Here is a 12,869-nt window from a genome sequence, read left to right as displayed (position 1 = left end):
ACACCATTATTTCGCAAGTTACCAAATAATTTACTTTCGTTTTACTTTCGTATTTGACTTTTCGAAATTTAGTGCCTATGCTTTCTCCAACAAACACTTTACTGACCTCTCATGACTACCCTACTTCAGCGTGACACTCAAACCTGGCGCGACATCGGCGGCCTGCACACGGCCGAGGAAATCGCCCACCAGCCGGCTATCTGGCGCGCGCTGAGCAGCATTTTGCGCGACGCACAAGCGAGCCTGGCCGCCTTCCTCGGCGATGCGCTGTCCAACCCGCAGCAGCGCGTCATCCTGACGGGCGCCGGCAGCTCGGCCTATGTGGGCGAAATCGTCGTCGACACCCTGAATGCGGCCTGGCCAGCGCAGATCCGCGCCATCGCCACCACCACCTTGCTGACGCACCATGAGCTGTACCTGGAAGCGGCTGCGCCCACCCTGCTCGTCTCGTTTGCGCGCAGCGGCGACAGCCCCGAAAGTCTGGCGGCCGTGGAGATGCTGCGCCAGGTCGTGCCCGGCGCGCGTTTCCTGAACATCACCTGCAACGCCGAAGGAAAGCTGGCGCGCCAGGGCGCCAACGACGCCAACACGTATAACTTGCTGATGCCGGAAGGCAGTTGCGACCGCGGCTTCGCCATGACCAGCAGCTTTAGCAGCATGCTGCTGGCGGCCCTGTCGGTGCTGGGCAAGGACGCCGATTTGACGCGCCTGGAGACCCTGGCGCAGCTGGGGGAACAAGCCTTGCGCGACTGGTCGGCACCGGTGGCGGAGCTGGGCAACACACCCGTGCAGCGCGTGTTCTACCTGGGCAGCGGCCCGCTGGAAGCGCTGGCCAAGGAAGCAGCCCTGAAAATTCTGGAATTGACGGGTGGCCGCGTGATGGCGATGGCCAATACGCCACTCGGTTTCCGCCATGGCCCGAAATCGGCCGTCACCACGCAATCGCTGGTCATCCTGCTGCGCAGCAGCAAGCCGCTGGCGCGCCAGTACGAGGACGATCTATTAAAAGAACTGCAGCGCGACGGCGTGGCGCAAGCCTGCCTGACGGTGGGCATCGGCGGCGACTTATCTGCCAACTTATCTGCCAACTTAGCGCCCGACGCGCAGGCCTGGCCCGACGCCTGGCTGGCCCCGCTGTGGCTGCTGATGGCGCAGCAATATGCACTGCACCAGTCTGCACTGTTGCAACTGCGTCCCGACAATCCATTCGCCGGCGGCATCGTCAACCGTGTCGTGCAGGGCGTCACCATCTATGGCCATGAGCAATTCTAATCACATAGCGGCTTACCACGGCATCGACATCGGCGGCAGCAAGATGGAGCTGGTGGCCTTTGCAGACCGCGACGGCGCGCTGACGGAAGTGTTCCGCGAACGGGTGGCCACGCCGGGCGATGATTTCAGCGCCTTCGTGCAGGCGGTCGTCGACCTGGTGGCGCACGGCGACGCTGCACTGGGCACGACGGCAGCTGTGGGCATAGGCTTGCCCGGCGTGATCGACAGCAGCAGCGGTCGACAACTGAGCTCGAACGTGCCCGCGCTGAACGGGCGCCTGGTGGCGCAAACGCTGCAGCAAGCCTTGCAGCGCCCTGTCGCCATCGGCAACGATTGCCAGTGTTTCGCCCTGTCGGAAGCGCAAGGTGGCGCGGCCAAAAATAGCGCCAGCATGTTTGGCGCCATCCTCGGCACGGGTGCTGGCGGCGGCTATTGCGTGGGCGGCCAGTTGCTGCGCGGTTTTAACGGCGTGGCTGGCGAATGGGGCCACTGGAGCCTGCCCGCCAGCGTACTGGCGCAGCACGGCCTGGCCGAGTATCGCTGCGCATGCGGCAAGACGGGCTGCCTGGAACGCTATGTCTCGGGCCCCGCCATGAGCAAACTATATGCGCACTTTGGCGGCGAAGGCACAGAACCGCTGGCCACGCTGTCCATCGTCGCACGCGCCAATATGGGCGACGCCGTGGCCAAGCGCACGGTGGAGGTGCACCTCGACGTGCTGGGCCACGCGCTGGCCGGGCTGGTGCTGGCCTACGACCCGCACGTCATTGTGCTCGGTGGCGGCCTGTCCAAGCTGCCCCACCTGTATGACAGACTGCCGGTGGCAGTCAAACGCCATCTCTTCCCCGGCGTGCACGTGCCGCCCATCTTGCCACCGCACTTTGGCGATGCCGGCGGCGCGCGCGGCGCGGCCCTTTTGATACGACAACATACGAAGGCGTCAATATAATGAAACAAGTGGGAAACCCGACCTTTACACTCTCGCCTATCGAGCAAGTGATCAAGGCGCACCGCCGCGGCGAGCGCGTGGGGCTGTACGCCGTCTGCTGCAGTCACCCGAGCGTGCTGCGCGCCGCCATGCGCGTGGCCAGCGACTACGACACCGTGCTGCTGGTCGAAGCGACCTCGAACCAGGTCGACCAATTCGGCGGCTACACGGGCATGACACCCAACGTTTTCCGCGAAAGCATGTTGGCGCTGGCCCGCGAACAGGGTTTTCCGACTGAGCGCCTGGTGTTGGGCGGCGACCACCTGGGCCCGAACGCCTGGCAGCACCTCGATGCCGCTACCGCGATGGCGCACGCCGAAACCCTGATCGCCGCGTATGCGGCGGCCGGTTTCCATAAAATCCACCTCGATTGCAGCATGCGCTGCTTGGATGACCCTTTGCAGCTCGACGATGAAACCGTGGCCGCCCGTTCGGCGCGCCTGTGCATCGTCGCAGAAGCGGCGGCAGCAGCAGCCGGTTTCGCGCCGCCTGTCTACGTGATCGGCACGGAAGTGCCGATACCCGGTGGCGAAGCATCGTTGGCGCAAGCCGGCGCCGTCACCAGTGCGCAGGCGGCGCGCCGCACCCTGGACGTGCACCGCCGCGCCTTCCTCGACAATGATCTGCATGGCGCGTGGCGCCGCGTCATCGCCATGGTGGTGCAGCCGGGCGTCGATTTCGATCAAAATAGCATCGAGCACTACGCTGCGCCGGCGGCCGCCACACTGTCGGCCTTTATTGGCGAGCAGCCTGGCCTGGTGTTCGAAGCCCACTCCACCGACTACCAGCGCGAATCAGGCCTGCATGCCATGGTGCGCGACCATTTCGCCATCCTGAAAGTGGGCCCGGCCGCCACCTTCGCCCTGCGCGAGGCGCTGTACGCGCTGTGCCAGATCGAGCAGGAACTGCTGCCGGCGCACGCCACTTCACAGCTGATGCAAGTGCTTGACGAGGTGATGCTGGCCAAGCCCAAGCACTGGATCAAGCACTACCTGGGTACGCCGGAGGAACAGCGATTGATGCGTCGCTACGGCTTGAGCGACCGCTGCCGCTATTACTGGGGCGAGCCGGAAGTGGTGGCCAGCGTCGCCAAACTGCTGGCCAACCTGGACGCGCTGGCGATTCCGCTGCCGCTGCTGAGCCAGCATTTGCCGCAGCAGTACCAAGCCGTGGTGCAGGGCAGCTTGAAAGCCCAGGCATCGGCCTTGATCGAGCACAAGATCGGCAGTTTGCTGGCGCAATATGCGCGCGCCTGCAACTGCAATACGGCCGTCCCCGTCGTTGCCGAAGCGGCTATCTGTTAAGCTCGATATCTTCATTTTTTACTGAGCCCGCCAACATGCGAAATACCAGCCAACGCCGTGAATCCATCCTTCGAATGCTTACCCAGCAGGGCTCGGTGCAAGTGACCGATCTGGTGGCAAAGCTTGGCGTGTCTGCGGTCACCATCCGCAGCGACTTGAATGCGCTCGAAGCGCAGGGCATGGCCACGCGCAGCCACGGCGGCGCGACCCTGACGCGCACGCCGCCGCTTGAACACACGATCAGTCAGAAGGATGCCATCAACCACGCGCAAAAGGAACGCATCGGCGCCTATGCGGCGCGACTGGTGGAAGCGGGCGATAACATCATCATCGACTCGGGCACCACCACCATTTCGCTGGCGCGCCATTTGCGCGATGCCACTGGCGTGACGGTGGCCACGAATGGCCTCAACATCGCCTGGGAACTGGCCGACGCACCCGGCGTGGACCTGATCCTCACGGGCGGCCTGCTGCGCAAGCAGTCGCTGTCGATCCAGGGCAGCCAGGCCGAAACCTGTTTGCAAGCCTACAGCTTCGACAAGCTGTTTTTGGGCGTGGACGGCTTCGACCTGCAGTTCGGCGTGACCACCCACCACGAAGCGGAAGCGAGCCTGAACCACAAGATGGTGGAACGGGCAAAGAAAATCATCGTCCTCACCGACGCCTCCAAGTTCGGCCGCGTCAGCCTGCACCGCATCGTGCAACTGGACCGCGTCGATATCGTCATCACCGATGCCAGCATCAGCCAGGAGTACCGCGAAGGGCTGCAAAAGCTGGGCATCGAACTTTTTATAGCGGAATAACACATGCTGAGCGGCAGAATCCTTACCCCCTCTGGCTGGATCACGGGCAGCATCGCCTTTGACCGGCGTATCGTCCAGATACAAGAAGACACTGCCGCCGACAGCGCGCTGACCATTTTGCCCGGCTTTATCGACCTGCACGTACACGGCGCCGCCGGCGTCGACATCATGGAAGGCGCAAACGCCGGCGCCAGCGTGGCGCAGGTGCATGCGCGCCACGGCACCACGGCCCTCTTGGGCACCACCCTGACGGCCAGGGAGCCGTCGATCTTGCGCGCCCTGCAAGGCCTGGCCGGCGTCATCGCCGAACGCCCCGCCAACGGCGCACGCATGCTGGGCGTGCACCTGGAAGGGCCGTTTTTAAATTTGCACCGCCTGGGCGCGCAGCCACCCGACGTGGTGCAAGCGAGCTTGGCGCAGGTACAACGCTTTCACGCCATTGCCCCCATCAAGGTGCTGACCATGGCGCCGGAAATCCCCGGCCACCTGGAACTGATCCCGCAACTGGTGGCGATGGGCATCCGCGTGCAGATCGGCCACAGCGCCGGCACGTATGACGAAGGCGTGGCGGCCCTGAAAGCCGGCGTCTCCGGTTTCACCCACCTGTACAACGGCATGACGGGCATGACGCACTACGACCCCGGCATGGTGGGCGCGGCGCTCGCGCATGCCCAATACGCGGAAATCATCCCCGACCTGCAGCACGTGGAAAAGGGCGCCCTGCGCGCGGCCCTGCGCGCCATCCCGCGCCTGTACGGCGTCACGGACGCCACCTCGGCCACCGGCATGCCGGACGGCGAATATGGCCTGGGCACGCAGCGCGTCTACAAATGCCTGGGCTGCGTGCGCCTGGCAACGGGTTCGCTGGCCGGCAGCGTGCTGACCATGGACCAGGCCCTGCGCAATTTCGTCGACCTGGGCCTGGACCTGGCCGACGCCTCGAACCGCTTGTCGCTGTATCCCGCCGATTACCTGGGCGAATCCGAACGGGGCCGCCTGGCGCCGGGCGCCTGGGCCGATATCGTCGTCCTCGATGCCAACTTGCAGCCCGTGTCGGTCTTCGTCGAAGGCGTGGCCATCGATCTTTCCACCCGCTAAAGCACCTCAAGCTACCTCAACCCCGTCCCGGAGTTTTCATGCACGACACGTCACACAAGGCCCCCGTGTGGGCCATGCGCTACCTGCTATTTATTGCCGGCATGGGAGGCTTGTTGTATGGCATAGACATCGGCATCATCGCCGGCGCCCTGCCTTACCTGGAATCGACGGCCTCGGTGGCCTGGAAACTGACGGCCCAGCAGCTAAGCTTTATCGTCGCCGCCGTGCTATTGGGTTCAGTCCTTTCTTCCCTGTTCGCCGGCGCCCTGGCCGATATGCTGGGCAGGCGCTGGGTGATGTTCCTCGCTGGTGCCTTGTTCAGCGCCAGCATCCCGCTGATCGCCCTGGCCGACGGCTACACGCCGCTGCTGCTGGGTCGTCTGCTGCAAGGCATCAGCGGCGGCTTGATCGGCGTCGTCGTGCCGCTGTACCTGGCCGAATGCCTGCCCGCGCAACAGCGCGGACGCGGCGCCGCCCTGTTCCAGCTGCTGCTGACCATCGGCCTGGTGGCCGCTGCCCTGATCGGCCTGCAGCAGGCACAGACGGTGGAGACGGCCACGCAAGCGGCGCAAGCCTTGCCCGAAGCGGGCCGCAGCGCCGCCATCTTCATGGCCAAGGACCACGCCTGGCGCAGCATCTTCTGGGTCTGCCTGACGCCTGGCCTGGTATTTACCATCGGCGCCATGCTGCTGGCAGAATCGCCACGCTGGCTGGCACAACGCGGCCGTATCGCACAGGCGCGCGACTCGCTGCTGCGCACGCGCCTGCCCGCTGCTGCCGACCTGGAGCTGGGTGACATGCTCGCTACGCCCGAAAATGCGGCCAAGACGAGCGGCAAGGACAAGCCCAAGGAGGCGCTGCTGAGCCGTCGCTACATGCTGCCCTTCCTGCTCGCTTGCCTGATCCTCGCCTGCACCCAGGCGACGGGCATCAATTCCATCCTCGCCTATGTCGTCAATATTCTTAACCAGGCAGGCTTGTCCGGTGCCTCGGCCAACATGGCGGACGTGCTGCTAAAGGTGTTGAATGCCGTGATGACGGTGGTGGCGGTGCTGCTAGTCGACCGCAAGGGCCGAAAATTCCTGCTGATGCTGGGCACGGGCGGCATCGTCGTCTCGCTGCTGGCGGCCGGTTTGCTGTTTCGCGGCGCCGAAGCGCACCTGGCTGACGTGCGCCCGGCCATCGCCGCGCAAGCGCAAGCGGATGCTCTTACGCTGCACCTGGACAGCGCCACCCTGCAAGCGCTGGGCGCGGCGGCCGATGGCACGCCGCAGCAGCTGACCATCGCCTACGCCTATGGCCCGTTCAGCAACGTGAAAAGCCTGCGCAGCGACGACCCGGTGCTGCGCCAGGTCAGCATCGCCCGCGCGGACGCCGTGCAGCCTGACAGCGTGATCGGCGTGTTTTTCCGCAAACTGCACCTGAACCCATTCGCCGACCCGGCCGCCGGACGCGAAGCGCCGCTGCGCATCGAGAAGGCCAGCCTGGGCCCAGTGCCCTCGTCCACGCATGGCTGGCTGGTGGCCGTTGCCATCTGCGTATTTGTCTCCAGCTTTGCCGTGGGACCGGGCGTGTGCGTCTGGCTGGCCCTGTCCGAGCTGATGCCTACCCGCATCCGTTCGAACGGCATGAGCATCGCCCTGCTGGTAAACCAGTTCGTCTCGACCGTGATCGCCGCCATCTTCCTGCCGACGGTAGGCTTGCATGGCTACTCGACGCTGTTCTTCTTTGGCGCCGGCTGCACGGTGCTGTATTTCCTGGCGGCAGCATTTTTGTTGCCCGAGACGAAGGGCAAGACACTGGAAGAAATAGAAGCGCACTTCGCCAGGTAGCCGCTTGCCTTATTGTGCAGGTGCAGCATCGCGGGGCTTTTTAAGCTGCCGGACAAGTTTGCAGAGCGATGCGCACGGCACTGTAGAGTTTTTCTTCTGGAAAAACCACCGGCTGGGCTAAAATCTGGCTGCGCCGTGCTACTTACGGGGCGGCAATGGCGCCATGACAAAGATTACCAGGAGAAAAAGTGAGCTTATTTAGAACCAAAAATTTGGATGACATGATCGCCCACAGCAAGAAACCGGGAGGATTGGCGAAAGTGCTTGGGCCCTTCGACCTGGTGCTCATGGGCATAGGTGCCATTGTCGGCACCGGCATTTTCGTGCTCACCGGCACCGGCGCGCTGACCGCCGGCCCCGCCCTGTCGCTCTCGTTTGTCGTCGCTGCCGTCGCCTGCTGCTTCGCCGCCCTGTGCTATGCCGAATTCGCCTCCACCGTGCCGGTGGCCGGCTCCATTTACACTTACAGCTATGCCACCCTGGGTGAGCTGGCCGCCTGGATGATAGGCTGGGACTTGCTGCTCGAGTACGGCCTGGCCGCAGCCGCCGTTTCCGTCGGCTGGTCTGGCTACTTCCAGTCACTGCTGGCGGGCTTTGGCATCACCCTGCCTGCAGCCCTGACGGCCGCGCCAGGCGCCCTGCCCGGCGTGACCACCTTTATCAACCTGCCAGCCCTGGTCATCATGCTACTGCTGACGGCCATGCTGGGATGGGGCGTGCGCGAATCGGCGCGCCTGAACAACATCATGGTCGCCATCAAGGTGGGCGTGGTGCTGCTGTTCATCATTTTCGGTGCGCGCCACGTACAACCGGCCAACTGGCAGCCCTATATGCCATTCGGCTACCACGGCATGCTCAGCGCAGCGGCCCTCGTGTTCTTCGCCTTCATCGGCTTTGACGCCGTTACCTCGGCCGCCGAGGAAGTCAAGAAGCCATCGCGCGACTTACCGATCGGCATTATCGGTTCCCTGGCCGTGTGCGCCGTACTGTACGTGGTGGTGTCAGCCATCATGACGGGCATCGTGCCATATCAAAAATTCCTCGGCGTCGACCATCCCGTCTCGCTGGCCCTGCAGTATGCGGGCGAAAACTGGATCGCCGGCTTCGTCGACCTGGGCGCCATTCTCGGCATGACTACCGTGATCCTGGTGATGGCCTTCGGCCAGACGCGCATCATCTTCGCCATGTCGCGCGACGGTTTGCTGCCCAAGCGCCTGTCGAGCGTGCATCCGCGCTTCCACACGCCGTTCTTCGCCACCTGGCTGGTCGGCATCGTCTTCGGTCTGATCGCCGCCGTGATCCCGCTCAACATCCTCGCCGAGCTGATCAACATTGGTACTTTGGCCGCCTTCACCATGGTGTCGATTGCCGTGGTGGTGCTGCGCAAGAAGCGTCCCGACTTGCCGCGCGCCTTCCGCTGCCCTGGCGTACCGTATGTACCGGCGCTGGCAGTGATACTGTGCGTGGGCCTGATGACTTTCCTCAGCTGGGTGACCTGGATGGCTTTCAGCATCTGGCTGGTGCTCGGCCTGGTCATCTATTTCAGCTACGCGCGCCGGCGCTCGCTGCTGCACCCGGCGCAGTAAAAAGTCCCCTGCAGCGACATATTGTGTCGCTGCGCCAGTTAAGATGGCGGTCTCGCAACCTGTGCAGGCCGCCATCCATGCAACCTTCCCCCGACCTCATCGCCCAGCTCGAGCAGAGCACGGACCAGCTCAAGCGCGCGCGCCTGCGCAATATGCAAGGGCTGGCCGTCGGCTTGCTGCTACTCGCCGCCCTGGTGTTTGCCGTCGCCCGCTCGCAGCGCGGCGGCCATCCCGCCTGGGGCTATGTGGAAGCATTCGCCGAAGCGGCTATGGTGGGGGCGATTGCCGACTGGTTCGCCGTCGTCGCCCTGTTCCGCCACCCGCTGGGCATCGCGCTGTGGCATACGGCCATCATTCCCAATAGCAAGACGGACATCGGCCGCAGCCTGGGCGCCTTCGTGGAGAACCATTTCATTACCGAGCAAGGCATCGCCGAGCGCATCGTGCAAGCCGATCCCGCCGCGCGCCTGGGTGACTGGCTGGCGCAGCCTGCGCACGCGCAGCAGTTCGCTAGCGCCAGCGCCGGCCTCGCCAGGCAGTTGCTGGCGATGGCCGACCACGACACCGTGGGCCGGCTGCTGCGTGAACAGGCCAGCAGCTACCTGGGCCAATTGAACCTATCGCAAGTGGCAGACGACTGCATCGACGCGCTGATCGCCGACGGCAAGCCGCAGGAGCTGCTGGACTTTTTGCTTGACCGCAGTGCCGCCTACCTGGACGATGAGCGCCACCACGCCGCCATCGGCGACTTCGTGCTGGGCGCCTTCCAGATCGAAAACGCGCTGGTGAAAAAAGCCTTGAAAGCGTATGAGCCGCGCATGCTCGCCTCGCTGCAAAAGCTTGCCGTCGCCGTGCGCGTCGATCCGCAACACCCGCTGCGCCAGCGCATCGCCGGCTGGATCGCCGACAGCGCACTGCACCTGAAGGCCGATCCGCACTGGCAAGTGACGCTGCGCCGCTACCAGTTGCAGCTGATCGCCAGCGACACGCTGCAAGCCACGCTGGGCACGCTGTGGGAGCATATCCGCACACGCCTGCTGGCCGACCTGCACGCCGAGCAGCCCGTGCTGGCGCAGGCCATCGCCAGCCTGGCGCGCAAGACGGGCCTAGTGCTGGGCGCGGATGCGGCTGCACGGCAATGGCTGAACGACGCCATCGTCACCGGCAGCGGCGCTCTCGTGCGCCACTACCGGGGCGAAGTGGGCGCCTTCATCGCCGGCCGGCTGGACCTGTGGAGCAAGGAAGAAATGAGCGAGCGCATCGAACTGGCCATCGGACGCGACCTGCAATTCATCCGCATCAACGGCACCATCGTGGGCGGCATGGCCGGCCTGCTAATTTACGCCCTCAGCCATGCCTTTTAAACGCTATTTATCCGTACGGCACCTCGCGGCGCTCCGCCGGCGCGATCCGACACGGCCACACGCGCTGCAGCACTGGCATGCATGGCATGGATCAGCAGCAGCAACTGCAGGCGGCTAAGGCGCCCCAGCTCGGGCCGCACATGCCACCACGCCGCACACGGTACTGAACAACATCGGCATGCCGGCGCACTCCATGGCCATGCAGGTCGCTGCCGGTATCAGCGCCAATAGCAGGACCAGGTAGGCGATCAGCTTCAGGCGCGGCACCGGTGAGCGCAACAGGCCCGCACCCGACTCTTGCGCCTCGCGCATCGAGCCAGACGGCCGCCGATCCCTGTACACAGCTTCGCTGCCGATTGTCGGTATTTTCCTACGCATGTCCGTTTCCTCCATCCAGCGTTACCCTACTGGCATGCCAGGTCGGACGCACCACGCGCGTGCCGCACTGCATCTTTGGAGTTTGGCGCATAAATTTATCAAATACAACAAATAAATCGACAAAAAATAGTTTTCCCTATCAATCAGCAAGCGACAGGCGCGAAAGATCTTCTCGGCCCCTCAGTGAAAGGCGCAGCTACGCACTGCCATTTTCGTCAAGGCCTGCATTTTTTTTGTGTACAAAAAACCAAATATAATCATCATAATCGTAATATTTGTTTAAATCATTTTTATTTGATGTATGATCTCTTTTAGCGCAAAATCAAGGCATTACGCCAGCCATGTTTGCTGCGATCACCCGATATCTTTGCCTTCTGTGTAGGAGATAAGCCCATGCATAGCCTCTTGGCCTTGCGCCCGCTCGACGCCGCCGCCAGCACCGTCGATATTGTCAAACGCGAATGGAAAGCTGACTTCATGCAAGCTGGCGCCTCACCACAGCAGGCCAAGAGCAATCTGCGCCCACGCGTCGAACCAGTCTGATTACAAGTTTGATTACGAGTTTGATTACTAGGCAAGCCTCGCATCTTCATGCATCACGCATCACTTGACAGGAGCAAACACATGGAAAACACCACGGCACGTGCCGCAGCAGAGAGCCAGCTGGCACAAGAGGGCGCCCGTGAATTGCTGGTCTTTGGCCTGAACAATGAGGAGTACGCGATTGACATCGGCCTGGTGCAGGAAATCCGCGGCTATAGCGCCGTGACCCACATCGCCAATGCGCCGGCCTTGCTCAAGGGCTTCATCCACTTGCGCGGCAGCATCGTGCCGCTGATCGACCTGCGCATCGCGCTGGGCCAGGCCGAGCCCGTATATGACGCTTCAACGGTGGTGATCATCCTCATCTTCGCGCATGGTGCCAGCGGCATCGTCGTCGACCGTGTGGCCGATGTGGTGCAGCTGGCGCCGGCACAGATCAAGCCCCCACCGCAACTGCACGGCTCGACGATAGCCGGCCATGTGACGGCCATCGGCAGCCTCGATGAACGCATGCTGATCGTGCTCGATATGGACAGCCTGCTGTCAGGCTTGGGCATGCAAGCCCTGGGCAAACTGGCGGCGTGAGCCAGCCAGCCCATTCTGCACCGCCACCTGACCGACTTACGCCGGAGACCCCATGAGCATCCTGATCGTCGACGATAACGACACCAACCTGAACTTGCTATCGACATTGGCCCGTAAGGCCAGCAGCACCGAAGCCGTGTGCATGAGCGACCCTATCGATGCGCTGCACTGGTGCGAGTCGCACGTACCGGATCTGGTCTTGCTCGACTACCGCATGCCCAACCTGTCGGGCAACGAATTCCTCAGCATTTTCCGCAAGATGCAGGGCATGGCCGACATTCCCATCATCATGGTCACCACCGAGAATGACCGCGCCGTGCGCAAGCAAGCCTTTTCGCTCGGTGTCACGGAGTTTCTCACCAAGCCCGTCGACACCATAGAGTTCAGCCTGCGCGTGCGCAATCTGCTGGCCCTGCGCACGGCACAAACCATGCTGGCTGACCGCGCCAAGCTGCTCGAACATGAAGTCAGCGAGGCCATCGCCAATGTCACGGCGCGCGAAATGGAGCTAGTCACGCGCCTGGCACGGGCGGCCGAATTTCGCGACCCCGAAACGGGTGCGCACATCATGCGCATGGCGCGCTACTCGGCGCTGATCGCCCGAAACCTGGGCATGGATGCGCAGTGGCAGGAAATGCTGCTCAAGGCTGCGCCCATGCACGATGTGGGCAAGCTGGGCACGCCCGATCATATCCTGCTCAAGCCGGGGCGGCTGGACCCGGAGGAAATGGCCATCATGCGCCAGCACGCTGAAATCGGCGGCCATATCCTTGCCGGCAGCGATTCGCCACTGATCCAGCTGGCTGAGGAAATCGCCTGCGGCCACCACGAAAAATACGATGGCAGCGGCTACCCACGGGGCCTGGCGGGCGAACAGATACCGCTGTCGGCGCGCATCGTCGCCGTCGCCGACGTCTTCGATGCGCTCAGCTCGGAACGCCCATACAAGCGAGCCTGGCCAGTGGAGCAGGCGCGCCTGTTCCTGCAGCAAAACAAGGGCAGCCATTTCTGCCCACGGTGTACCGACGCCTTCCTGGTCGCCTGGGACGAGGTGCTTACTATCCGCAACAGCCTGCCCGACCCCATCGAGCACCACGCCCAATCACTGTAAGCGAG

The 12,869-nt window shown here is 63.4% G+C and carries 12 protein-coding genes; 11 read left to right on the top strand and 1 reads right to left on the bottom strand.

The window, feature by feature from the left end:
- Positions 1 to 111 precede the first annotated feature (111 nt).
- The 8 genes from ACQ4V8_RS11830 (at position 112) to ACQ4V8_RS11795 (ending at position 10,247) form a co-directional block, all read left to right on the top strand.
- Positions 112 to 1,272 carry an AgaS family sugar isomerase gene (locus ACQ4V8_RS11830; protein ID WP_436571512.1) on the top strand — a complete coding sequence of 387 codons (1,161 nt, stop codon included), beginning with the start codon at positions 112 to 114 and terminating at the stop codon, positions 1,270 to 1,272.
- Positions 1,259 to 2,221, top strand: a complete 963-nt coding sequence (locus tag ACQ4V8_RS11825) for an ROK family protein (RefSeq protein ID WP_010398601.1) — start codon at positions 1,259 to 1,261, stop codon at positions 2,219 to 2,221. Before ACQ4V8_RS11830 ends, ACQ4V8_RS11825 begins: the two co-directional genes overlap by 14 nt.
- Positions 2,221 to 3,564 carry a D-tagatose-bisphosphate aldolase, class II, non-catalytic subunit gene (locus tag ACQ4V8_RS11820; protein ID WP_010398603.1) on the top strand — a complete coding sequence of 448 codons (1,344 nt, stop codon included), beginning with the start codon at positions 2,221 to 2,223 and terminating at the stop codon, positions 3,562 to 3,564. Before ACQ4V8_RS11825 ends, ACQ4V8_RS11820 begins: the two co-directional genes overlap by 1 nt.
- A gap of 35 nt (positions 3,565 to 3,599) precedes the next feature.
- Positions 3,600 to 4,367: a DeoR family transcriptional regulator gene (locus tag ACQ4V8_RS11815; RefSeq protein ID WP_029496444.1), complete on the top strand. Its 768-nt coding sequence runs from the start codon at positions 3,600 to 3,602 to the stop codon at positions 4,365 to 4,367.
- Between the two features lie 3 nt (positions 4,368 to 4,370).
- Positions 4,371 to 5,465, top strand: coding sequence for an N-acetylglucosamine-6-phosphate deacetylase (locus ACQ4V8_RS11810; protein ID WP_070347057.1), 1,095 nt, complete (start codon positions 4,371 to 4,373; stop codon positions 5,463 to 5,465).
- A gap of 38 nt (positions 5,466 to 5,503) precedes the next feature.
- Entirely contained in the window at positions 5,504 to 7,297 is a 1,794-nt protein-coding gene (locus ACQ4V8_RS11805; RefSeq protein WP_010398609.1) for an MFS transporter, read from the top strand.
- A gap of 188 nt (positions 7,298 to 7,485) precedes the next feature.
- On the top strand, positions 7,486 to 8,883 hold the full coding sequence (gene bcaP / locus ACQ4V8_RS11800; RefSeq protein ID WP_010398611.1) for a branched-chain amino acid transporter BcaP: 1,398 nt from the start codon (positions 7,486 to 7,488) through the stop codon (positions 8,881 to 8,883).
- Between the two features lie 77 nt (positions 8,884 to 8,960).
- Complete coding sequence (locus tag ACQ4V8_RS11795; RefSeq protein WP_436571511.1) at positions 8,961 to 10,247, top strand: DUF445 domain-containing protein; 1,287 nt, start codon at positions 8,961 to 8,963, stop codon at positions 10,245 to 10,247.
- Between the two features lie 114 nt (positions 10,248 to 10,361).
- On the opposite strand, the gene ACQ4V8_RS11790 is transcribed toward ACQ4V8_RS11795, so the two are convergent.
- The gene (locus ACQ4V8_RS11790; RefSeq protein ID WP_436571510.1) at positions 10,362 to 10,625 is read right to left on the bottom strand and encodes a hypothetical protein; all 264 of its coding nucleotides are present in this window, start codon (positions 10,623 to 10,625) and stop codon (positions 10,362 to 10,364) included.
- Between the two features lie 393 nt (positions 10,626 to 11,018).
- Between ACQ4V8_RS11790 and ACQ4V8_RS11785 the strand changes: the two genes are divergently transcribed.
- From ACQ4V8_RS11785 to ACQ4V8_RS11775, 3 genes are all read left to right on the top strand, one after another.
- Positions 11,019 to 11,168 (top strand): hypothetical protein, encoded by a 150-nt coding sequence (locus tag ACQ4V8_RS11785; RefSeq protein WP_157998742.1) that lies wholly within the window; start codon positions 11,019 to 11,021, stop codon positions 11,166 to 11,168.
- An 81-nt stretch (positions 11,169 to 11,249) separates the two neighbouring features.
- The gene (locus tag ACQ4V8_RS11780) at positions 11,250 to 11,753 is read left to right on the top strand and encodes a chemotaxis protein CheW (protein ID WP_010398619.1); all 504 of its coding nucleotides are present in this window, start codon (positions 11,250 to 11,252) and stop codon (positions 11,751 to 11,753) included.
- Positions 11,754 to 11,805: 52 nt separating this feature from the next.
- Positions 11,806 to 12,864, top strand: a complete 1,059-nt coding sequence (locus ACQ4V8_RS11775) for an HD domain-containing phosphohydrolase (RefSeq protein ID WP_010398621.1) — start codon at positions 11,806 to 11,808, stop codon at positions 12,862 to 12,864.
- Positions 12,865 to 12,869 lie beyond the last annotated feature (5 nt).

Source organism: Janthinobacterium paucivorans (assembly GCF_051380805.1).
GTDB lineage: Bacteria > Pseudomonadota > Gammaproteobacteria > Burkholderiales > Burkholderiaceae_D > Janthinobacterium > Janthinobacterium lividum_D.
This window is presented reverse-complemented; position numbering and strand designations above follow the sequence as displayed.